Source organism: Micromonospora sp. NPDC049171 (genome assembly GCF_040648275.1).
Lineage (GTDB): Bacteria > Actinomycetota > Actinomycetes > Mycobacteriales > Micromonosporaceae > Micromonospora.
The window spans coordinates 202,254-223,064 of sequence record NZ_JBEZDJ010000004.1; the positions used below are offsets into that span (position 1 = coordinate 202,254).

25 protein-coding genes are annotated in these 20,811 nt (G+C 72.9%); 9 read left to right on the top strand and 16 right to left on the bottom strand.

All coding sequences use genetic code 11. The annotated features are described in order from the left end of the window. Window positions 1-16: 16 nt before the first annotated feature. The 3 genes from AB0B14_RS07300 to AB0B14_RS07310 are packed head-to-tail and all read right to left on the bottom strand — an operon-like array spanning window position 17 to window position 2,644. On the bottom strand, window positions 17-661 hold the full coding sequence (locus tag AB0B14_RS07300; protein WP_357076286.1) for a response regulator transcription factor: 645 nt from the start codon (window positions 659-661) through the stop codon (window positions 17-19). Continuing rightward, window positions 652-1,803: a histidine kinase gene (locus tag AB0B14_RS07305; protein ID WP_357521800.1), complete on the bottom strand. Its 1,152-nt coding sequence runs from the start codon at window positions 1,801-1,803 to the stop codon at window positions 652-654. The genes AB0B14_RS07300 and AB0B14_RS07305 overlap by 10 nt, the downstream gene beginning before the upstream one ends. Before the next feature lie 46 nt (window positions 1,804-1,849). Beyond that, window positions 1,850-2,644: a DedA family protein gene (locus AB0B14_RS07310; protein WP_357076281.1), complete on the bottom strand. Its 795-nt coding sequence runs from the start codon at window positions 2,642-2,644 to the stop codon at window positions 1,850-1,852. On the opposite strand from AB0B14_RS07310, the gene AB0B14_RS07315 reads away from it, so the two are divergent. The 4 genes from AB0B14_RS07315 to AB0B14_RS07330 all read left to right on the top strand — a co-directional run bounded on the left by AB0B14_RS07315 (window position 2,643) and on the right by AB0B14_RS07330 (window position 5,033). Beyond that, window positions 2,643-3,425 carry a carbon-nitrogen hydrolase family protein gene (locus AB0B14_RS07315; protein ID WP_357076278.1) on the top strand — a complete coding sequence of 261 codons (783 nt, stop codon included), beginning with the start codon at window positions 2,643-2,645 and terminating at the stop codon, window positions 3,423-3,425. The genes AB0B14_RS07310 and AB0B14_RS07315 overlap by 2 nt on opposite strands. Window positions 3,426-3,689: 264 nt before the next feature. Beyond that, window positions 3,690-4,001 carry a hypothetical protein gene (locus tag AB0B14_RS07320; RefSeq protein WP_357521802.1) on the top strand — a complete coding sequence of 104 codons (312 nt, stop codon included), beginning with the start codon at window positions 3,690-3,692 and terminating at the stop codon, window positions 3,999-4,001. 47 nt (window positions 4,002-4,048) lie between these two features. Beyond that, window positions 4,049-4,489 (top strand): VOC family protein, encoded by a 441-nt coding sequence (locus AB0B14_RS07325; protein ID WP_357521805.1) that lies wholly within the window; start codon window positions 4,049-4,051, stop codon window positions 4,487-4,489. A 46-nt stretch (window positions 4,490-4,535) separates the two neighbouring features. After that, a complete protein-coding gene (locus tag AB0B14_RS07330) occupies window positions 4,536-5,033 on the top strand; it encodes a DinB family protein (RefSeq protein ID WP_357521807.1) in 498 nt (165 codons plus the stop codon). 9 nt (window positions 5,034-5,042) lie between these two features. Here AB0B14_RS07330 and AB0B14_RS07335 read toward each other — a convergent pair whose 3' ends face one another. From AB0B14_RS07335 to AB0B14_RS07360, 6 genes are all read right to left on the bottom strand, one after another. Further along, window positions 5,043-5,918, bottom strand: coding sequence for an alpha/beta hydrolase (locus AB0B14_RS07335; RefSeq protein ID WP_357076266.1), 876 nt, complete (start codon window positions 5,916-5,918; stop codon window positions 5,043-5,045). A 64-nt stretch (window positions 5,919-5,982) separates the two neighbouring features. Continuing rightward, window positions 5,983-6,624, bottom strand: coding sequence for a histidine phosphatase family protein (locus AB0B14_RS07340; protein WP_357076263.1), 642 nt, complete (start codon window positions 6,622-6,624; stop codon window positions 5,983-5,985). Window positions 6,625-6,657: 33 nt separating this feature from the next. After that, on the bottom strand, window positions 6,658-8,139 hold the full coding sequence (locus tag AB0B14_RS07345; protein WP_357521809.1) for a protein kinase: 1,482 nt from the start codon (window positions 8,137-8,139) through the stop codon (window positions 6,658-6,660). Window positions 8,140-8,237: 98 nt separating this feature from the next. Then, on the bottom strand, window positions 8,238-8,441 hold the full coding sequence (locus tag AB0B14_RS07350) for a hypothetical protein (RefSeq protein ID WP_357076257.1): 204 nt from the start codon (window positions 8,439-8,441) through the stop codon (window positions 8,238-8,240). 2 nt (window positions 8,442-8,443) lie between these two features. Then, the gene (locus tag AB0B14_RS07355) at window positions 8,444-9,487 is read right to left on the bottom strand and encodes a LacI family DNA-binding transcriptional regulator (protein ID WP_357521811.1); all 1,044 of its coding nucleotides are present in this window, start codon (window positions 9,485-9,487) and stop codon (window positions 8,444-8,446) included. Between the two features lie 146 nt (window positions 9,488-9,633). Next, window positions 9,634-10,566: an NADP-dependent oxidoreductase gene (locus AB0B14_RS07360; RefSeq protein WP_357521813.1), complete on the bottom strand. Its 933-nt coding sequence runs from the start codon at window positions 10,564-10,566 to the stop codon at window positions 9,634-9,636. A 77-nt stretch (window positions 10,567-10,643) separates the two neighbouring features. On the opposite strand from AB0B14_RS07360, the gene AB0B14_RS07365 reads away from it, so the two are divergent. After that, on the top strand, window positions 10,644-11,045 hold the full coding sequence (locus AB0B14_RS07365) for a helix-turn-helix domain-containing protein (RefSeq protein ID WP_357521815.1): 402 nt from the start codon (window positions 10,644-10,646) through the stop codon (window positions 11,043-11,045). A gap of 38 nt (window positions 11,046-11,083) precedes the next feature. Here the strand turns inward: AB0B14_RS07365 and AB0B14_RS07370 are convergent, their stop codons facing one another. From AB0B14_RS07370 to AB0B14_RS07380, 3 genes are all read right to left on the bottom strand, one after another. Further along, a complete protein-coding gene (locus AB0B14_RS07370; protein WP_357076245.1) occupies window positions 11,084-11,926 on the bottom strand; it encodes an SAM-dependent methyltransferase in 843 nt (280 codons plus the stop codon). Window positions 11,927-12,015: 89 nt separating this feature from the next. Continuing rightward, the gene (locus tag AB0B14_RS07375) at window positions 12,016-12,903 is read right to left on the bottom strand and encodes a helix-turn-helix transcriptional regulator (protein ID WP_357521817.1); all 888 of its coding nucleotides are present in this window, start codon (window positions 12,901-12,903) and stop codon (window positions 12,016-12,018) included. Window positions 12,904-13,046: 143 nt separating this feature from the next. Continuing rightward, on the bottom strand, window positions 13,047-13,286 hold the full coding sequence (locus tag AB0B14_RS07380) for a DUF397 domain-containing protein (RefSeq protein WP_074309213.1): 240 nt from the start codon (window positions 13,284-13,286) through the stop codon (window positions 13,047-13,049). A 266-nt stretch (window positions 13,287-13,552) separates the two neighbouring features. Between AB0B14_RS07380 and AB0B14_RS07385 the strand changes: the two genes are divergently transcribed. Next, entirely contained in the window at window positions 13,553-14,203 is a 651-nt protein-coding gene (locus tag AB0B14_RS07385; protein ID WP_357076239.1) for a GGDEF domain-containing protein, read from the top strand. Window positions 14,204-14,207: 4 nt separating this feature from the next. Here AB0B14_RS07385 and rox read toward each other — a convergent pair whose 3' ends face one another. Both rox and AB0B14_RS07395 read right to left on the bottom strand, forming a co-directional pair. Further along, on the bottom strand, window positions 14,208-15,635 hold the full coding sequence (rox, locus tag AB0B14_RS07390) for a rifampin monooxygenase (protein ID WP_357076236.1): 1,428 nt from the start codon (window positions 15,633-15,635) through the stop codon (window positions 14,208-14,210). A 161-nt stretch (window positions 15,636-15,796) separates the two neighbouring features. After that, window positions 15,797-16,810 carry an aminoglycoside phosphotransferase family protein gene (locus tag AB0B14_RS07395; RefSeq protein ID WP_357076233.1) on the bottom strand — a complete coding sequence of 338 codons (1,014 nt, stop codon included), beginning with the start codon at window positions 16,808-16,810 and terminating at the stop codon, window positions 15,797-15,799. 129 nt (window positions 16,811-16,939) lie between these two features. On the opposite strand from AB0B14_RS07395, the gene AB0B14_RS07400 reads away from it, so the two are divergent. Then, complete coding sequence (locus AB0B14_RS07400; RefSeq protein WP_357076229.1) at window positions 16,940-17,581, top strand: NAD(P)H-dependent oxidoreductase; 642 nt, start codon at window positions 16,940-16,942, stop codon at window positions 17,579-17,581. An 83-nt stretch (window positions 17,582-17,664) separates the two neighbouring features. On the opposite strand, the gene AB0B14_RS07405 is transcribed toward AB0B14_RS07400, so the two are convergent. Continuing rightward, the gene (locus tag AB0B14_RS07405) at window positions 17,665-18,156 is read right to left on the bottom strand and encodes a type II toxin-antitoxin system PemK/MazF family toxin (RefSeq protein WP_030336385.1); all 492 of its coding nucleotides are present in this window, start codon (window positions 18,154-18,156) and stop codon (window positions 17,665-17,667) included. 50 nt (window positions 18,157-18,206) lie between these two features. Between AB0B14_RS07405 and AB0B14_RS07410 the strand changes: the two genes are divergently transcribed. Together AB0B14_RS07410 and AB0B14_RS07415 are read left to right on the top strand one after the other, a co-directional pair. Further along, window positions 18,207-18,722: an NUDIX domain-containing protein gene (locus AB0B14_RS07410; RefSeq protein ID WP_357076226.1), complete on the top strand. Its 516-nt coding sequence runs from the start codon at window positions 18,207-18,209 to the stop codon at window positions 18,720-18,722. Between the two features lie 25 nt (window positions 18,723-18,747). Continuing rightward, the gene (locus tag AB0B14_RS07415) at window positions 18,748-19,980 is read left to right on the top strand and encodes a hypothetical protein (protein ID WP_357521819.1); all 1,233 of its coding nucleotides are present in this window, start codon (window positions 18,748-18,750) and stop codon (window positions 19,978-19,980) included. Window positions 19,981-20,040: 60 nt separating this feature from the next. Here AB0B14_RS07415 and AB0B14_RS07420 read toward each other — a convergent pair whose 3' ends face one another. After that, entirely contained in the window at window positions 20,041-20,775 is a 735-nt protein-coding gene (locus AB0B14_RS07420) for an SDR family oxidoreductase (protein WP_357521821.1), read from the bottom strand. Window positions 20,776-20,811: the final 36 nt, after the last annotated feature.

A 20,811-nucleotide genomic window follows, 5' to 3' on the forward strand; every position in this document is an offset into this window, starting at 1 on the left:
GTGCGGCGTACGTGGGTCAGGTGTCCAGATAGCGCAGGATGGCGAGGATCCTCCGGCTGTAGCCGGTCGCCTCCGCGAGGCCGAGCTTGTCGAAGATGGCGTTGACGTGCTTCTCCACCGCGCTCTGCGACACGTGCAGGCGTTGGGCGATCGCGCTGTTCGTGTGTCCCTGGGCCATTTCGTGCAGGACGTCCCGTTCGCGTGGTGTGAGCCGCCCGAACGGGTCGGGCCGTTCCGAGCCGGCCACGACCTGACGAACCACCTCCGGGTCGAGCGCGGTGCCCCCGGCGGCGACCCGGTCGAGTGCGTCGAGGAAGTCGTCCACCTGGGCGACCCGGTCCTTCAGCAGGTAGCCGACCCCTTCGGGACGGTCCGCCAGCAACCGGCCAGCGAAGCGCCGCTCGACGTACTGGGAGAGCACCAGGACGCCGGTGGCGGGCCAGCGTCGACGGATCTCCAGGGCGGCACGCAGCCCGTCGTCGGTGTGGGTGGGCGGCATCCGGACGTCGGTGACGACCACCTCCGGACGGGTCCGTCCGACCGCCTCGACCAGTTCGTCGGCGGTGCCGACCGCCGCGACCACCTCGTGCTCCTCCTCCGCGAGCAGGCGCGTCAGGCCCTCCCGGAGCAGCGTCGAGTCTTCGGCGAGGACTAGCCGCACGGCAGCTCCACCAGCACGGTGGTCGGGCCGCCGGCCGGGCTGGTCACCCGCAGCCGGCCGTCCAGAGCGGCGACCCGTCGGGCCAGGCCGGACAAACCGCGCCCGCCGGGGTCCGCGCCGCCGACACCATCATCGTGTACGCGCATCCGGACCCACCCCTCCCGTACCCCGATCTCGACCGCGACCAGCGTAGCGGCGGCGTGCTTCGCGGCATTGGTGAGCGCTTCGCAGGCCACGAAGTACAGCACCGTCTCGATCTGCCGATCGGGGCGGACCGGCAGATCGCAGCGGATCCGCACCGGCACCGCGGAGCGACGGGCGACCATGGCGAGCACCTCGCCGAGGTCGCTGCCGTCCAGCGCCGACGGGTAGACCCGCCACGCCACCTCGCGGAGTTCCGTGATGGCCCGCTGCACGTCCTCGTGCGCCTGGACGAGCAGGGCGGCGGTGCGGTCGGCGTCGCGGGCACGCCGAGCCCGGCCGAGCAGCATGCCGAGGGCGACCAGCCGCTGCTGGAGGCCGTCGTGCAGGTCGCGTTCGATGCGCTGCCGTTCGGCGTCGACGGCGGCGATGACTCCGGCCCGGCTGCTGGTCAGCTCGTCGACCCGCCGCGCCAGCTCGGCCCGACTGCCCGCGCCGAGCAGCCGTCGTGCCATCCGGACGTCCAGCGCGGCGACGCTGGCGAGCGCTTGGACGTTGAGCAGCAGCAGCACCACTCCGACGGCGACCTGCGCCAGGGTGTCGAGCAGGGACAGCTCGCCGCGTACCGCCGCGCGCAGCACGATCCCGGCCAACACCAGGCCGACGCCGAGCATCGCGTACGCCAGGAGGCCGAGCGCAGCGGGCAGGAGTCGGGCCGCCAGGTAGCCGACCTGCCGCCGGGTCGCCAGCGCGTCGACCGCGGGCAGCTCGCTACCGGGCAGCAGTCGATCGAGCCGGCCGCGTTCCAGGCGGACGAGCCGGCCGGCGTACCGCTGGGTGAGCCTGGCGGCCACGCGAGCGGCCGGCGGCACCGGCGCGGACACGCCGAGTGCGACGGCCGCGACGACCAGGAAGGCAAGCTCGACAGCGCCGGTCGCGCTGCCGGCGGCGACGAGAACCGGCAGCCGCAGGCGAGGCCCGACGCGACGCTCCACCGTCACCTGGCGCTCCGAGTCCGTCGCCCGCACTCCCGCGGTGACACAGGCCCTAGCGCTCGTCGGAGGTCCACGTACCGCTGCGGTAGAGGGTGCCGCGCCCACCCGGATCGGGCACCCCGAGCGTCGGCTCGCCAAAACCGGCGGCGTCGGGATCGGCCCGCTCGGGGTCGCGGGCGGCACGGCGGGCTCGCAGCACGCGGGACCCGACGAACCAGGCGGCCGCCGCCGCGCAGACCACGATCACCATTTTCTGCAGCGTGCCCGCGTACCCCTCGACGAGGTGCCAGTTGTCGCCGAGGAAGTAGCCGGCGAGTACGAAGGTGGTGTTCCAGATCAGGCTGCCCAGCGTGGTGTAGAGCAGGAACGTGCCCATCGGCATGCGCTCCACCCCGGCCGGAATGGAGATCAGGCTTCGGAAGATCGGAATCATCCGGCCGAAGAAGACGGCCTTCACGCCGTGCCGGAGGAACCACGCCTCGGTCCGGTCCACGTCGCTGAGCTTCACCAGCGGCAGCCGGGCCACGATGGCGCGCATCCGGTCGCGCCCCAGCGACGCGCCGACCAGGTAGAGCGCCACCGCGCCCACCGCCGAGCCCAGCGTGGTCCAGAAGATCGCGCCGACCAGACTCATCCGGCCCTGCGCCGCGACGAACCCGGCCAGCGGCAGAATCACCTCACTGGGGATCGGCGGAAACAGATTCTCCAACGCCACGGCCAGACCCGCGCCCGGCCCGCCGAGTCGTTCCACCAGGTCACTGACGTAGCCGACGATCCCACCCTCCGGTGGTTCCGCTACGGCGGTGGGGGTTCCGGTGGCGAGCACGGCGTGGGACGTTCGAATCATGCACCCACCGTACGAAGTGATCCTGAGAGCCGACCATGCGGTTGACCGCCCGGCCCCGCGGGGCGACCACACCGGCGGGGGTGCGGAAAACCACACCCCACTGCGGCTCGCGGTGGCGCAGCCACTGTGCGTACCCCGGGATGTCGCGGCGAACGCGCGGGCACACGCCGCCGCGGTCCGGGCGGCGGGTGCCCGGGTGGTGGTCTTTCCGGAGCTGTCCCTGACCGGGTACGAGTTGGACGCGCCGGTCGTGTCGGTCGACGACCCGCGGTTGGGGCCGTTGGTCGAGGCGTGCGCCGAGACGGGCACGTTGGCCCTGGTCGGCGCGCCGGTCGCGGGCGACCACATCGCGGTGCTGGCGGTGAGCGGCGACGGAGTGACGGTGGCGTACCGCAAGATGTGGCTGGGTGACGCGGAAGCCCGCCGGTTCCGGCCGGGCGACACGCCCGCAGTGCTCGCTGTGGACGGCTGGCGGGTGGGGCTGGCGGTCTGCAAGGACACCGGCGTCGCCGCGCACGCGGAGCGGACCGCGGCGCTCGGGATCGACGTGTACGCGGCGGGTGTCGTGGAGTCCGCACGCGACGCCGCCGTGATCGACCAGCGGGCGCACCGGATCGCGACCGCCCAGCGGGTCTGGGTGGCGGTGGCGAGTTGCGCCGGCTCGACCGGCGGTGGCTACACCGAAGCGGCCGGACGGTCCGGGGTGTGGACGCCGGAGGGAGAGGTCGTCGCGCGCGCGGGCACCGAGCCGGGCGAGTCGGTCAGCGCCAGCCTCGGTTGAACGGGCCGGTGATGTCGGGCCCACCGCCTATCGACGACGCGGCGGGCGGGTCTGCCGCCCTCTACGGCTTCTCCTCCGGCGCGGTGCTGGCGCTGCTCGCCGTGACCGGTGGCCTGCCAGTCAACCGGTTGGGCCGTGCTGGAGCCGCCGTTCGAGCAGGACGAGCAGTCGCCCGACGAGCCGGACCTGGCCGCGGACATCACCAGGCTGGCAGCCGACGGGCGGCGCGGCGACGCGGTGCTGCATTTCTAGCGGAGCATCGGAGTGCCGGCGGAGATGATCAACGGCATGCGCGACGGGCCGGGCTGGCCGGCCATGAAAGCCTTGGCGCACACGCTGGTCTACGACCTCACCCTGCTCACGGCCCTGCCGGCCGAGGCATTGACCACACTCACGATCCCGACGTTGGTGCTCGACAGTGAGCAGAGCGACGCACGGCTGCGAGGCTGGGCGCGGGCGGTGGCCAAGACGTTGCCCGGCGGGCGGCACCGCACGCTGCCCGGCGAGTGGCACGGCGTTTCGGACGAGGTGCTGGCACCGGTGCTTGCCGACCACTTCGCCGGCCGCGCCGACTGAACGACGACGCGTGGCGTGTTGCCGTACGCCTCGGGCAGGATCGGCTGATGAGCACCGTCCCCTCCCGCCTGTCCGTGGTCACGCTGGGCGCACGCGACATCGGCGTGCTGCGGTCCTTCTACCGGTCGTTGGGGTGGCCCGAGCTGCCGTCCAGCGACGACGACTGGTCGGCCTTCCTGCTCGGTGGTGTGCTGTTCGCGCTCTTCGGGCTGCCGGAGCTGGCCGCCGAGGCCGCGCCGGGTGTGCCCGCCCCGGCCGGAGGTTGGTCCGGCGTCACCCTGGCCTGCAATGTCGACAGTCGCGAGGAGGTCGACGGGGCTTTCGCCGCGGCGGTCGCGGCGGGCGCGACCGTGGTGGCGGAGCCGACCGACCGGCCCTGGGGTGGGCGCTCCGGTTACATCGCCGACCCGGAGGGCAACCGCTGGGAGATCGCCTGGGCCGGCTCGGCCCGCTTCGACGAGCGCGGCGCTCTTCTCTCCTTCGGCTGAGTGGCTGGTGTTTGCGCCGCGCCAGGGACGTTGCGATGCTTCGCCTGTGACTTCCTATCCGGGCACCTTCGCCGACGATGTCATCGACCAGCCGGCGCAGACGCAGATCGAGACGTTCATCGACGAGCACCGCAGCGCACTCAACGGCTGTCTGGACGGGCTGACCGAGGAGCAGGCGCGCCGCTCGTTGGTGCCGTCCCGGACCACGCTGCTGGGTCTGGTGAAGCACGCCACCTTCGTGGAGATGGTCTGGTTCGACGAGGCCGTCACGTGCCGGTCCCGCGCCGAGATCGGCATCGCCGCCACGCCGGACGAGTCGTTCATCCTCGACGACGACGACACGATCGCCAGCGTCCAGCGAGCACACCGCGAGGCATGCGTTGCCTCCCGCCGGGCGACATCCTCGCTGGGCCTGGACGACGTGCTCCGCGGCAACCGGCGCGGCCCGCTGCCGCTGCGCTGGGTGTACCTGCACGTGCTGCGCGAGCTGGCCCAGCACTGCGGGCACGCCGAGATCCTGCGGGAGCAGCTCCTGGCGGAGTGACGCGGGCGCTCAGGCGGCGTCCAACACCTCCCGCAGCCGTGCCGCGAACTCCTCGGGCTTGCCCGCGTAGCCGAACTCGCCACCGAGGAAACCGCCGTGGTGACTCGGGAACACCACGGCCTCCTGGCCGAGCAGGGCCGCCAGGCCGAGAGCCGTGCGCGCGGTGTACGTGCCCGTCGACTCCTCGCCGACGGCGACCACGATCCGCGTCGGTGCCGCGGCGAGCCGGCTCACGTCGGGGCGGTAGTCGCTGATCGCCCAGGAGAGGTCCGACAGCAGCGGATCGTCGCGGCTGCCGTCGTCCTCGGTGGACAGACCGAACGTCACCGGGTCGGCCGCGGGCCGGGCGAAGTAGGCGTCGGTGAACTCACCCTGCCACGAGGTCATCGCGATGAACGCGGCCATGCCCGCACCGGCGCCCTTCGTCTGGTACGCCTGGTAGAAGTCGGCCCGGGCGCGCTCGGCGGCCGAGGCGTCGGGCAGCACCGCGTTGATCGGCGGCTCGTGCGCCACCAACGTGCCGACGTCGCCCGGGTAGGCCGCGACGAGTTCGAGCGCCGTCACCGCACCGCCACTGCTGGCGAACAGGTCGACCGGGCCGGCGCCGAGCGCCTCGATCAGCTGGTGCAGGTCGGCCGCCTGCTGCTGCGGCGTGTGGTCGGTGCGACCGTCCGTGCGGACGCTCCGGCCGAGGCCACGCGGGTCGTAGGTGACCACGGTGCGGTCGGTGAAGTGCGGGGCGAGCGCGGTGAAGCCCTCCGCCGCCATCGGTTGACCGATCAGGAGCAGGACGGGGCGCCCGTCGGACGGGGGCAGCGGGCCGCAGACGTCGTAGACCAGGTCGACGCCGGGTACGGCGAGGGTGTGCGTCTGCGTTGTCGTCATGCCGCTGAGACTACGACCGTCGCGACGCGGTGGTTGACCACGCCGTGCCGGCGACACCCATGGATCACGCGCTGGCCCACCCGCCGACGTCGCCGAAGCGACGCAGAGTCCAACGGGCCGGCGGCCAACCGCCGGGGTCGTGGTCGCTTGTCCATTCGGTGATCGACGCCGGGGGCACGTCGAGGTCGAACGCCCGGAAGATCGGCTGCGCGGCGAGCGCGTGGAACGCGCCCTCGACGGTCTCGCTGTGGCCGACCAGCACCACCGTGGCGCCCCGGTGCCGATGGGCGATCTCCATGATCGCGCGGCTGACCCGGACCACCAGCTCCGCCCAGCTCTCGTTGCCCTCCTCGAACGGCCGGAACACCCCGCCACCGGCCACCGCGTGCTCGGTGCGGAAGCGGGCGGTCGGCAGGCCGTCGGCGTACGGGGGTGTGTGCCAGGTGCACAGGCCACAGTCGGCCACCGGTCGGACGCCGAACGCCGCCCCGATCGGTTGCGCGGTCTCGACGGCTCGGCGCAGCACGGACGAGTAGACCGCCACCGGCCCGTCGGCGGCAACGTCACGGGTGAGCCGGTTGGCCAGGTCGTGTGCCTGCTCGTGGCCGAGGGGGGTGAGGCCCCGGCAGCCCCGTGGCCCGCCCACGATTCCTTCGAGCTGGTGGAGCGACTCGCCATGTCGCACGAAGATCAGACGTGTCCGCATCGGCACATCATGCCAGCGGCATCGACAGCGTTATCAGTCGTCCGTACGGCCGACGGAGAAGTCGCTGGCCCGGGTCAGCAGAGCGTCCAGTTGGGCACCCGTCTGCGCGGGTAGGCGGTCGCGTTCCACCAACTCGGCGATGCGTCCGCGCAGGTCGGCGACGCGCCTGGACCGGTCCCTGGTGTGCCGGTTGAGGTCGGCGAGGTCATCGCGCAGATCCTCGGCGGTCTTGCGGTCCACGTCGCCGCGGGCGACCGCCCCGGCGAGGACGGCGGCGAACTCGCCGGTCACCTCCCGGAGGCTGACCGGCACCTGCTGCCCGGCGGTCGGGGGCGCGGTGCTGGCGCTGGGTCGGGGCGAGGAGGGCGCCGCCGGCGTCGGCGAGTGCGTCGTGGGCGCGGGTTTCGGGGCGGCGGTCGACGGCGGGGCGGCCACCTGCGGCGAGCTGGGCGTGCCGAAGGGGCCCTCGGCGAACAGGGCGCCGACACCGACGAGCACGGCGAGGCCGGCCGCGACAAGCACGGCGAGAGGCCGGCGGGACCGACGGCGGGGCGGCTCGGCGGCGACCGGGGCGGGGCGGGCCGCCAAGCGGTCGATCAGGGTGGGCGGGTGCGCCGCCGGTGGGACGCGCAGCAGCTCGGTGGGCGGGTGCGCCGGTGAGACGCGCAGCAGCTCGGTGGGCGGCTCGACCGGCTGGCCGGCGCCGAAGCGGCGGGCCAGGTGCGCGGCGCTGGGCCGGTCGGCCGGGTTGGCGGCCAGGCAGGCGAGGGTCAACGCGGCGATGTCGGCGGGGAGGCCGGGCACCCGCAGCGGCGGCACCGGCGTGCCGCGGCGGTGCACCTCCAGCGCGTCCTCCCAGCTCTGCACCGGCAGCGGCGCCTGCCCGGTGAGGGTGCGGTAGAGCAGCGCACCGAGGGCGTACACGTCACTGGCCGGGTCGGGCGGGCCGGCGGCCAGCCGTTCCGGGGCGAAGTAGGCGGGTGTGCCCATCAGCGGCTCGCCGGACTGGCTGTCGAGGCCGCCGAGCGCCGCGATGCCGAAGTCGAGCACCTTGGCGCCGGTGTCGGTGAGCATGACGTTGCCCGGCTTGACGTCGCGGTGCACGACGCCGATGCGGTGCGCGGCGGCGAGCGCGGCGGCGATCTGCCCGGCCACCCGGACCGCCTCCGGCCAGGGCAGCGGCCCGGTCCGCAGCCGGTCGGCCAGGTTGTGGCCGTCGACGAGCTCCATCACCAGGTACGGGACCACGACGCCGCCGGCCAGGGTCGCCTCGGCGTAGTCGTACACCTGGGTCACGTGGGGGTGGGTCAGCCGGGCGGCCGCGCGGGCCTCGCGTTGGATGGTGGCCCGCAGTTGCGGGTCGGCGGCGAGCTGCCCGGCGAGAACCTTGATCGCGACCGGTCGGCCGAGCACGTCGTCGTCGGCCCGCCACACCTCGGACATGCCACCGAGGCCGATCCGCTCGTGCAGTACGTAGCGGTCGTGCAGACGGAGGGTGGGCGTGAAAGGCGACATGGCTTCACCAGTCTGCCTGGCCGCGCCCTCCTCGACCACCCTGCGTGCCCGGACCCACACTGTTCGTCCCGTGCGTGCCGGAATGAGTTTCGATCAGGTCAGGAGCAGGGCGGCGCGGCGGGCAGCGGTCGCGGCTGGATGCGGTCGGCGAGCCGGCGCAGGGCGACGGCGGCGGCCTGCCGGGTCGGGGCGAGCAGGGCCGGACGGACGCGTTCGACCTGGACCGGGGCGTCCGGTCGGGCCGAGTTGACGTGCCGGTTCATGGCGTCGAGCGCGGTGACGTATCCGCTGGGAAGTTCCATGGTCAACTCCTCGGGACAGGTCCGGTGGAGTCCCGGACGACGAGTGCGGTGGGCAACAACACATGGCCGGCCGCGGCGTCCGCGGGCGGGTCGAGCAGGAGCTCGGCGGCGATCCGGCCCTTCTCCTCGGCTGGCTGCCGGACCGTGGTGAGACCGGCCGCGGCGGCCTCGGGGACGTCGTCGAAACCGGTCACCGAGACGGCCGGCCGGCTGCTGCCCGGCCGCTGCTCGAGGGCGTCCAGCACACCGAGGGCAAGCACGTCGGAGCCGGCCAACACGGCGGTCGGTGGCGTCGGTGAGTCGAACAGGCCGGCGACGGCGGCGGCTGCCGCCTGCCGGCTGTTGCCCGGGGCGTTGAGCAGGGTCAGCTCGGCCCACTCGACGCCGACCTCGGCGAACGCGTCGGCGAATCCGGCGAGCCGGCCCCGCGTGGTGGGGTGCCCCGCCTCGTGCACGCCGGACAGGCGGAGCGGGCCGGCGGGGGCGTCGGGGGCGACGGAATCGGCGAGCAGCGCCACCCGACGGTGGCCGAGCCCGGCGACGTGCGCGGCGACACTGTGCGCGGCGGCCCGCTCGTCGATGCCGACGAACCGCTCATGCGAGCCGGCGTCGTCGCGGGCGGCGGTGCTGACGAACGGCAGCCCGCGGGCGCGGATCACGTCCAACGCCCATTCCTCGTCGGCCACGCAGTAGACGCAGAACCCGTCGACCGCGGCGTTTTCCACCGCCCGCCGGGCGTCGGTCACGGCCGGCGGCAGCGGCACCAACAGCATGCTGGTGCCGTGCCGCTCGGCGGCCACGCCGACCCCGGCGAGGAAGCGGACCGCGAACGGGTCGGTGAAGGCGTACGACAGGCGGGAGGTGAACAGCACCCCGATCGACCCGACGAAGCCCCGGCGCAGGGAGCGTGCGGTGGGGTTGGGACCGGGGTAACCGAGTTGCCGGGCAGCGTCCAGGATCCGCTCGCGCAGGGTGGCCGAGAGCTGGTCGGGGCGGCTGTAGGCGTTGGACACGGTGCTGCGGGAGACGCCGACGGCGTCGGCCACGGCTTGCAGTGTTGGCTTCACCGGCACCTCTCTGTATCGATTCAGTCTGTATCGATACAGAGACTAGCTCGACCAGTCGGCGTCGGTCAATACGTAGATCCGGAGAACGCCGCCGCCGGCCAGCACGGCGGCCGGCGGCGTCGGCCTCAGGGCTCCAGCACCAGGCGCCCCCGCAACCCCCCGGCGGCCAGCCGCTGGTGTGCCGCCGCCACCTCGGTCAGCGGCAGCCGACCGGCCAGCCGCAGGCTGAGCTGACCACTGTCGACCAACGCCGACAGCTCGGCCAGGAGGGCACCGTCGGCGTGGACCTCCTGCACGACGACCCGGGTGGCGCGCAGCGGCGGCGGGGCGAACGGCGCCACGAGTGCGACGAACACTCCCCCACCCCGCAAGGCCTCGTGCGCGCCGACGCCGACGACCGCCGCGTCGACCACCGCGTCCACCCCGCCCGGCACCACCGCGCGCACCGCCGCCCCGAGCCGGTCGGTCCGCGCCACGAACCAGTCCGCGCCCAGCGAACGGACCACCTCCTCGTCCCGCGCGTCGGCCACGGCGACGGTCCGGATGCCGCGCAACGCGGCCAGTTCGAGCAGAAGTCCACCCACCCCGCCGGCCGCGCCGGTGACCAGCAGCGTGCGCCCGGCGTCCAGGCCGGTGAGGGCGAGCGACCGGCTCGCGGTGAGACCGATCAACGGCAGCGTCGCCGCGACCTCCGGGGCGACGGTACGCGGGGCACGCGCCACCGCCCCCTCGTCCAACACCACCCACTCGGCCTGGGTTCCGGGCGCGGACAGCAGGTCCCGCAGCCCGATCACCGCGGCACCCACCGCGAACCGTCGTACTCCCGGCCCGACCGCGTCCACCGTCCCCGCCACATCCCAGCCCAGCCCCACGACGGGCAACTGTGGCAGCAGGCCGGCCGCGGTCAACGCACCACTGCGGGTGGACAGGTCGATCCGATTGACGCCGGCGGCGGCGACGCGCACCCGCAGTTGCCCGACTCCCGGCTCCGGTTCGGGCCGGTCGGCTATCTCCAGGACCTCGGGGCCGCCGAACCGGCGGACGATCACAGCTCTCATGCCAACGACGCTAGAAGCGTTAGCATCCGGCGAGAAGAAGGCACCTCGAGGTGCCCTGGGTACCCGGGAGGGACACGATGGTCACCATGACCGCCGGCGAGCGCCGCGAGCGGGACCGGCGTTCGTACAACGCCTTCCTGGCCGAGTGCCCGGGTCACGAACTGCTCGCGACGCTCAGCGACAAGTGGTTGACGCTGGTGGTGAGCGCGCTTGCCGACGGGCCGCGACGGCACAGCGAACTGGCCCGCACGGTGGCCGGGGCAAGTCAGAAGATGCTCACCCAGACGCTGCGCAAACTGGAGCGCGACGGTCTGGTCAGCCGGTCGGTGACCGTCGGCGTGCCGGCCCGGGTCGACTACCAACTCACCCCGCTGGGCGAGAGCCTGCTGCCGGTGCAGCGGGCGATCAAGGCGTGGGCCGAGACGCACATCGGTGAGGTGCACGCCGCTCGGGCCCGCTACGACGCCCCGGAGAACTGAACGCCCGCGCCCGCGCTCGGGGCGGACGGCCGGCCTGGTCAGGGCAGGCGGGCGACCCCGGCGTACATGCTCACCTCGGCGGCCGAGGGACGCGGCCCTCGCTCGCTCTGCGCCCGCCAATCGGCGACCGACGTGACGCCCGGCTCGACCAGGTCGAGGCCGGCGAAGAAGCGGGTGAACTCATCCCGGGTGCGCAGGCTGATCATCCCGTGCGGGCCGCCGTTGCGGGCCCCCGCCCTGGCCGCCGGGGCGATCTCCGGTGGCAGGTAGTCGTGGGTGGCGTGCGACGCGGCCAGGAAGCTGCCCGCCGGCAGCGCGTCGAGCAACTGCCGCACCAGCTCGTACGGATCGTCCTCGTCCGGCACGAAGTGCAGGACCGCGACAAGCATGAGGGCGACCGGCTGCGACAGGTCGATGGTGCGTCTCAGCTCCGGGTCGGCGATGATCCGCCGCGGGTCGCGCAGGTCGGCGTCGATGTAGGCGGTGGCACCCGCCGTCGAGCTGGTCAGCAGCGCGCGGGCGTGGGCCAGCACGATCGGGTCGTTGTCCACGTAAACCACCCGGGTCTCCGGCGCGATGGCCTGGGCGACCTCGTGGGTGTTGTTGGCGGTCGGGATGCCGGTGCCGATGTCGAGGAACTGCCGGACGCCGGCCTCGCGGGCCAGGTAGTCCACCGCCCGCCGCAGGAACCGGCGGTTTTCCAGGGCGGCGGTGCGGATGGTCGGGAAAGCCTCCGCCACCGCGTCGCCGGACTCCCGATCGGCCTGGAAGTTGTCCTTGCCGCCCAGCCAGTAGTTGTAGCGGCGGGCCGGGTGCGCCACCGAGGTGTCGATCCGGTCACTCGGCGAGCCGGCCGTCGTGCCCGTGGCGTCGGTGGTCAAGGCAGCTCCCGCAATGACGTCTGTCCACTGTCGTCGATCGTGGACCATGCTAGCGCCACGGCAGGCGGGGCCGCGGCCCCGGTCGGCGATCAGGCGGGATAGAGGTCGTCCAGCAGCCGGCCGAGAATCTCCGCCGTACGCTCCGGTGGCTCGACCTCGACACAGAGTCGTTCCATGGCCACCGCGTAGTAATCCAGGTCGTCGCGCTTGTCGAGGTAGATGGCGCTGGTGAGTTGTTCGATGTAGACGATGTCGGGCAACTCCTGGTCACCGAAACGCAGGATGGTGAAGGCGCCCCCGGCGGCGGCGTGGCCCCCGGCCGCGAACGGAATGACCTGGAGCCGGATGTGGGGCGACTTGGTCGCCTCGATGAGTGCGGTGAGCTGGCCACGCATGACCATGGGGCCGCCGATCGGCCGACGCAGGGCCGCCTCGTCCACCACCGCCCAGAGCTGCGGCGGGCTGTCCCGGCGAAGCAACTGCTGGCGCTGCATCCGCAGGGCGACGCGTCGGTCGATCTCGCCTGGACCGGCCGCGCCGTGCCCGAGCAGCACGACCGCCCTCGCGTACTCCCGGGTCTGCAGGAGGCCGGGCACGAACTGCACCTCGTAGCTGCGGATCAGCGCGGCCGCGGCCTCCAGGCCGAGGTACGACTGGAACCAGGTCGGCAACACGTCACCGTAACGGTGCCACCAGCCGGGGCTGTTGGCGTCACGCGCGAGCTTGAGCAGAGCGTCACGCTCGTGTTCCTCTGTGACGCCGTAGAGGGTCAGCAGGTCGGACACGTCGCGCTCCTTGAAGCCGACCCGACCCAGCTCCATCCGGCTGATCTTCGATTCGGAGGAACGGATCTCCCAGCCGGCGCCCTCCCGGGTCACCCCGCTGGACTCCCGCAGGCGGCGCAACTGGGCGCCGAGCAGCATCCGAAGCACGGTCGGCCCGGTCGTCGGGCCACCCTCGGCAGGAACCATCGACACGTGCGGACCTCCGGACACCGACCCACGGTGACCGGGCGCCCCGGCCCGGCCGACGTGTAAGCATGCCATGGACCGACAGTGAGGTGAACTCCTCCGCACCGGCGATTCGGTCTCGTCGCCGGGACGCTGCGGACGACGAACGGTCAGTTGATCAGATGGTCGAAGTCGCCGTCGCGCGCACCGAGCACGAAGGCGGCGATCTCGTCCACCGTGTAGATCAGTGCCGGCCCCTCCGGATGTCGTGAGTTGCGGACCGCGATGCCCGCTCCCCCGGGCAGTTCGGCGAGTTCGACACAGTTGCCGCTGGGGTTGCTCCGGCGGCTCTTCTGCCAGCTCAGCGGGGGCAACTGATGGATCGGTACGCCATTGGGTGGCTGCTGCATGGAGGCGTCTTTCTGCTCACGAGCCCGCCGGTGGCCGTGGGAGGAGCGGTGACGGCGAGGGGTGTTTCAACGACATTGGACGTTCATGCACGTGCATCTGCTATTGCATCTGCATCGGACGGCGAGCATGATAACGCACGTGATCGGTGGCCATCCGTTCACTTTGCGTTACCCCCACAGGGGCAACCATCAGGCAAAACGTTGGCCCCGACGCGGCACGTCGCGTCGCGGAGAGGCTGGAGGCGGTCGAGGCGATGGGAGGGTTCGTGCCGGATCCGATGAGTGTCGCCTCCGGCATCTGTGCCGCCGGTGCGCTGCTCTCCTCCTGGCAACTGCGCCGGCGGGCGCTGCGCGCCGAGGTCGAGATCGGGCACCTCCAGGCCGAGCTGGCCGCCGAGCGGCACGCCGCGAGCCACGACCCGCTCACCGGGCTGCCCAACCGGCGCGCCTTCTACCGCCTGGCGGCCGCCCTGCTCACCGACGCGGCCGGCCAACCGCTGATCGCCGTCGTGCTCGACCTCAACGACTTCAAACAGATCAACGACCAGTACGGGCACGCCGCCGGCGACCAGGTGTTGATCAGTGTGGCCGAGCGGCTCGCCGGCTTCGCCGGGGACAACCTCGTCGCCCGCCTCGGCGGCGACGAGTTCGCCGGGCTGCTCTCCACCCCCACCGTCGACCGGCGCTGGATCGACCACGCCACCCGCCGGCTCAGCGAAACCGTCGCCGCGCCCATTCGGCTCGGCGGTTCCAGCGTCCGGGTCACCGCGTCCGTCGGGCTCGCCCCGGTGACCGGTCCGGCCCAGCTCACCGACGCGCTCAGCCGCGCCGACGCCGCCATGTACCAGGCGAAGAGCCTCGGCGGCGCCCGGTCGCCCCGACAGTTGGTCGACAGCGCCCGCCTGGTGGAACGCTGACCGTTCAGGTGGCGGGCGCGCCGAACCATCTGGGCAGCTGACCGAGCAGATCGGTCTGGTCGTCGCCGACCCACGCCACGTGGCCGTCCGGCCGGAGCAGCACCGCGGGCACGTCCAGTTCCTCGCTGGTGTCGACGACGTGGTCGACCCGATCCGCCCACCCGGCGACCGAGAGCCGACCACTCTGGTCGAGCAGCAGTCCGCGACCGGCGTGCATCAGCGCGTAGAGACGCCCCCGCCGCAGCCGCACATCGCGCAGGTGTCGGCCGAGCAGGTCGTGGCCCTCGCCGACGTCGTAGCGGACCCCGATCGCGGTGATCTTCTCGATCAGGTACCGGTTGACGTCCTCGAAGTCCAACAGCTCCGACAACAACTGGCGCACCGCCCGAGGGCCGGGCTGGGGCGACAGCAGCTCCATCTGCGCGCGGGTGTTGGTCAACACGTCGGCGGCCACCGGGTGTCGTTCGGAGTGGTAGGTGTCCAGCAGCCCCTCCGGCGCCCAACCGTTGATGTCGGCGGCCAACTTCCAGCCAAGGTTGAAGGCGTCCTGGATACCGAGGTTGAGACCCTGCCCGCCGGTCGGCGGGTGGACGTGCGCCGCGTCCCCGGCCAGCAACACCCGCCCGACCCGATAACGCTCGGCCAGCCGGGTGGCGTCGCCGAAGCGGGACAGCCAGCGCGGCGAGTGGACGCCGAAGTCGGTGCCCGCGTACACCCGCAGTTGGTCGGTGAAGTCCTCGATGGTCGGCGGGACCGCGCGGTCCTCGGCCACCCCCTCGGCGGGGACGAGGACGCGGTAGACCCCGTCGCCGAGCGGCCCGAGACCGAACCGGAGGTGGGTCTTGCGGACCTCGGCCACGACCTGGGCCACCGTCTCCGGCGGCACCCCCACCTCCATCTCGCCCAGCAGCGTCTCGACCGTCGACGGCTCACCCGGGAAGCCGACGCCGAGCAGCTTGCGTACGGTGCTGCGGCCACCGTCGCAGCCGACGAGGTAGCGCCCGCCCAACCGCGTGCCATCGGCCAGCTCCACGGTCACCCCGTGGGCGTCCTGGCTCAGCCCGACCAGCTCGCTGCCGCGCCGGATCTCGACGCCGACGGCGCTGGCGTGCTCGGCCAACAGGCGGTCGGTGCTGGTCTGCGGAATGCCGAGGACGTACGCGTGTGCGGTGTCCAGCCCGCCCGGCGACGGTTTGGGGATGGCGGCGAAGAAGCCACCGACTGGGTGTCGGGTGCCGAGCGCGAGGAACCGCTCCAGCAGGCCGCGCTGGTCCAGCACCTCGATGCTGCGCGCGTGCAGGCCGAGCGCGCGGACATACCTGGTCGGCTCGGCCTCCTTCTCCAGCACGAGGGGACGGACCCCCTGCAGCCGCAGCTCGCTGGCCAACCACAGGCCGGTCGGTCCACCGCCGGCAATGATTACATCGATCACAGAATCCCCCGATTTTCCCGGATTTGGGCTTCGGCTGGTGATTCTGCTGCACCACCCGGGTCTTGCCGCAAGGCCCCCGGTGCGCTATATGTTGGGAGTGGCAGGGAGGGGATGACCTCCTTGCCCTTGTTTTTTCCCGCCAACCCCGACGCGGTCGCCGCTCAGCGACGCGCACCGAGATCGCGCAGCGCCGCGACGGCGAGGGTGACCAGACCCACCGGCGACACGAGTCCGTGCACGATCCGCGCCGCCCGGTCCCGATCGGCCGCCTCGGCGTCGGCGTCCACCGCCTGGCGCGTCCAGTCGCTGAGGTCGTCGAGCGCGCGCACCGCGAGGAACCAGGCCACCCGCGCCGGGTCGACGTCGGTCGTGCCGTAGCCGGCGAGGACGGCCCGCTGCTGCTCGGGTGTGATCGGCGCGAAGGCGAGCACCCCGCCGCGCACGAACATCAGGTCGCACTCGCGCGGAGCGAGCACCGCGTCGTCCCAGTCGATCAACCAGACCCGCCCGTTCGCGCCGAGCAGCAGGTTGCCCAGGTGTGGGTCGCCGTGACAGACGACGAACGGCACGGGCCGATCCTGCTGGTCGACGGCCAGGCGCTCGACCTCACGGAGCAGAGTCCGCACCCGGTCGGCCACCGTGGACCACACCCCCGCGAGGTCGGCGACCACCGGGCCGGCGGGGTCCGGGTCGCGCAGCCGCTCGGCCATCGTGCGGGTCGCGGCCACGATCGAGGGGTACGCCGCGCCGCCCACCGGCAGCAGTCGACTCAACTCGTCGGTGACCGGCACCGCGTGCACGGCGGCCAGCACCTCGCCGTACCCACGCCAGTGCGCCGTGGTCATCGAGCCGTCGACCGCCCGCTCGTCGGAGACCCACGGCACCACCGAGAGACGGTGACCGTCGTGGTCCACGGACAGCCGTCCATCGTGGGTCGGCACCGGCGCGGCGATGCCCGGCACACCCTGCCCGGCCAGGTACGCCGTCACGGCCAGACCGGCAGCGGTGCCGCCGCCGCTCAGCTTGACCGCGTACCGGGCGCCCTCGACGGTGGATGCCTGCCACAGTCGGGCGTGCTGGTCGGCGCCGTGGGTCACCCGTTGCATCGTGGACAGCCGCAGGCCGAAACTCGCACGAACCCGCTCGGCCACCCGCCGCGTGACGTCCTCGGTCATCAGTATCGGCTGAATATACGGCTCAACGTCGTCTCGTCAATCGCTTCGCCGCCACGTTCATGGATGTTTGGGTTCCGCTGACCGGGTATGGGACAGCGGCAGCCCAGACAACTGCCGGGAGGAACCGACGTGGCGGACATTCGCGCCCTCGTGCTCAACTGCACCCTCAAGCCCTCACCAGCGCCGTCGAGCTCCGAGCAACTCGGCCGGGAGGTGCTCGCCGAGTTGGCCGCGCAGGGCGTCGAGGGCGAACTGGTCCGGGTCGTCGATCACGGCGTGCGCTTCGGGGTGTCCACGGACGAGGGCAGCGGTGACGGCTGGCCGGCGATCCGCGCCAAACTGCTGGCAGCCCAGGTGCTCGTCATCGCCACGCCGATCTGGCTCGGTCAGCCGGCGAGCGTCTGCAAGATGGTCCTCGAACGCCTCGACGCCGAGCTGTCCGAGACCGACGCCGAGGGTCGGCTCCTGACCTACGGCAAGGTGGCCGGCGTCGCCGTCGTCGGCAACGAGGACGGTGCGCACCACACCATCGGTCAGGTGCAGCAGGCGCTCAACGAGGTCGGGTTCACCCTCGCCGCCGCCGCCGCGACCTACTGGGTGGGCGAGGCACTGCACACGGTGGACTACCGCGACGTCGGCCCCAAGCCGGACACGACCGGCCGCACCACGAAGGCTCTGGCGCTCAACACCGCGCACCTGGCCCGGCTGCTCGCCGACCAGCCGTACCCGCCGCCGGACGCGCGGGGCGCAGCGGTCGCGGGGCGCGAGTAGGCACGACCACCAGGTGCGTCCCTATCGAGCTGCCCCGTTCCTGGGGCAGCCTGATGCGCCGTTCGCCACCGGTCCGGGCGCGGTCAGCGCCAGCCGTAGCCGGCGCGCAGCGCCTGCCCGACCCGGTCGAACCGGGGCCGGTCCAGCACGGCACCCTCGCGGCGGATGCTGTCCTCGCGCATGGTGAGCACCCGGTCCAGCCGGACCCAGCTCGGCCGGTTGTCGCGGTCCCACTCACCCGGCCCGAGCGCGAACCAGTGCCGCTGCCCGTCCCGCTCGCTCTGACTGGACAGCATCAGCCCGAACAGCGTCCGACTGTGCCGCCCGACGACCAGCACCGGACGGTCCTTGCCCTGCCGGGGGTCGTCCTCGTACGGCACCCACGTCCAGACGATCTCGCCGGGGTCGGCCTGACCGTCCCGCTCCGGGGCGTAGGTCAGCTCCCGTCGCTGCAACGCGCTCACCTGACGGCGGCGGGCCACCTGTGCGGGAGCCGGCCCGGTACGCCGGGGCGACGGAATCACCGCGCCCACCCGGGAGATGCGAGCCGCGACATTCCTCAACAGACCAGCCACGGCGGGCAGCCTACCCGCCGCCGCACCGCGGGTTGCGACAGACTGGGCCGATGGACGATCTTCCCCGCGACCTACCGATCCTGCAGAGACGCGCGGTGCGGGTGGTGGTCATCGACCACACCGATCGGGTGTTGCTGTTCCACACCCACGACCCGGACCATCCCCGGCTGGGCACCTGGTGGGAGCTGCCGGGCGGCGGCATGGACCAGGGGGAGACCTATCGCGACACGGCGGTGCGCGAGCTACGCGAGGAGACCGGCATCGTGGTCACCGCCGACCAGGTGGGCATGCCGACCTGGCGACGACGGGCGAGTTTCCTGCACCGTCAGGTGCGGCACGTCCAGGACGAGGTGGTGGTCACCGTAGGACTGGCGGGCCCCGGCCCGGACGTGGACGAGGCGCACCGGCTCGACTACGAGGTGGAGGACTACTTCGCCTTCCGCTGGTGGCCGCTTGCGGAGGTGGTGGCCAGCCGGGACCGGTTCTACCCCGGGCAACTCCCCCGGCTGATCACGCCCTTCCTGGCTGGCGAGGAGATCGACGAGCCGTTCGAGCTGTGGTCGTGAGCGAGCAGGCGGGCAGAGTAGGGGCATGACGACCGATCTGCACGGGCCGCTCTCCGCGTACGCCGCGCGGTTGCACGCCACGATCGGCGACCGGCACCACGTCGCCTCCCCGCTCGGCGCCTGGCTGCTGCTCGCGGTCTGCGCCACCGGGGCCGACGCCTCCGACCCCGCCGCCGAGGAGCTGGCTCGCGCTCTGGGCACCGACCTGGCCAGCGCGGCCGAGGTCGCCCGGACGCTGCTGGACGCGCCGCATCCGCTTGTCGCCTCGGCGACCGCGCTCTGGCACCTGCCCGGCCAGGGCCACGGCGGGTCGACCGGGTGGCGGGCCGCGCTGCCCGCGACGACGGAGGTGGGTGCGCTGCCCGACCAGGCCGGGTTGGACGCCTGGGCGCGCGAGCACACCGACGGCCTGATCGACACGTTTCCCCTGAAGGTCAGCCCGGAGGTGGTCTTCGCCCTGGCCAGCGCGCTGGCCACCCGCATCTCCTGGGCGACCCCGTTCGACCACACCGAAGCCCGCGCACTCGGTGCGGGCAGCGCCTGGGCCCGCGGGTTACGCCGGGTGTTGCGCAGCCCGAGCCAGGGCCACCGGTGCGCCATCGTGTCCGGCACGCGGGTCGGTGACGTGATCGTGCACGCCGCGCCGGCCCAGAGCAGTGCCGGCGCGGGGCTGGTCGTCCTGTCGGTGGCCGCCGCACCGCAGGTGTCGCCGGCCGAGGTGCTGGCCGTCGCGTACGACCTCGGTGCCGGCGCGGCCGACGGCTCGCCACCGGCCGGCAGCCGCTCGCTGTTCGACCTGCCGCTGGGCGAGACCGCGCTGTGGACGGTACGCGAGGAACGGGTCCGGACCCGGGCCCCCGACGGCCGCGAGGAGCGACACCAGGCGATACTCCCCTGCTGGTCGGCCCGCGGTGAGCATGACCTGAGCGCTCCGGCGTTGGGTTTTCCGGCGGCCACGCTGGCCCTGGCGAAGGCGCTGGCCCGACCGGTGCGGGGCTTCGAGGCACGACAGACGGCGGTGGCCCGGTACGACCGGTACGGTTTCGAGGCGGCCGCGGTGACCGGCATGTTCGGGCTGGTCAGCCTGCCACGGGAGGGCCTCGCCCGCACCGCCGAGCTGCGCTTCGGCCATCCGTACGCCGTGGTGGCCGTCGCCACCGACACCCGGGCCGACGGCACCACCGGGCCGTGGCACGGGGTGCCGGTGTTCTCCGCCTGGATCACCGACCCGGAGGACCTGGACGACTCCACGACGTGAGCGCGGGGGTGGGCCGGGCCGACCGATGCTCCCCGGTGAATGGCGGGACGATGGCCGCGATCAGGTGCGCGGGCCGAGGAACAGGCCGCCACTGGCGTCGATGACCTGACCGGTGATCCAGCGTGCGCCGTCGGAGGCGAGGAACGCGACCACCTCGGCGACGTCGTCGGACTCGCCGAGCCGGTCGAGCGCGGTCGTACCCTTGATGAACTCGGCCAGGCCCGGCGCCTCGAAGACCGACCCGTTGGTCGCCGTCCGGGTGGCGCCGGGAGCAACCGCGTTCACCGTGATGCCCCGAACCCCTACCTGGTTGGCCAGGGTCATGCTCATCGTCTCGACCGCGCCCTTCGTCATGGCGAACGACGTCTGAGTGGGGTTGGCCATCCGGGTCGCCACCGACGAGATCGTGATGACGCGACCACCGTCGCGCAGCAGTGCCAGTGCCCGCTGGGTGATGAAGTACGGCGCTCGCACGTTCACCGCGAAGAGGTGGTCGAACTCGGCCCGCGTCGTGGCACCGAGCGGACCGGCCGGCGCGGTCGCCGCGTTGTTGACGAGGATGTCGAGTGGCCGCCCGGCCAGACCGGCCTCGACCCCAGCGAAGAGCGTCGCCACGTCGTCCTGCACGCCCAGCTGCGCGCGGACGGCGAGCGCGGTGCCGCCGGCACGTTCGATCCTGTCGACAGTCGCCGTTGCACCGCCCTGGTCGGTGCCGAAGTGCACGAGAACCATCGCGCCCTGCGCCGCGAGCCGGATCGCGATCGCCTGGCCGATGCCGCGCGATGCTCCGGTCACGAGAGCCGTCCTCCCGGTCAGATCACCCATGCCAAC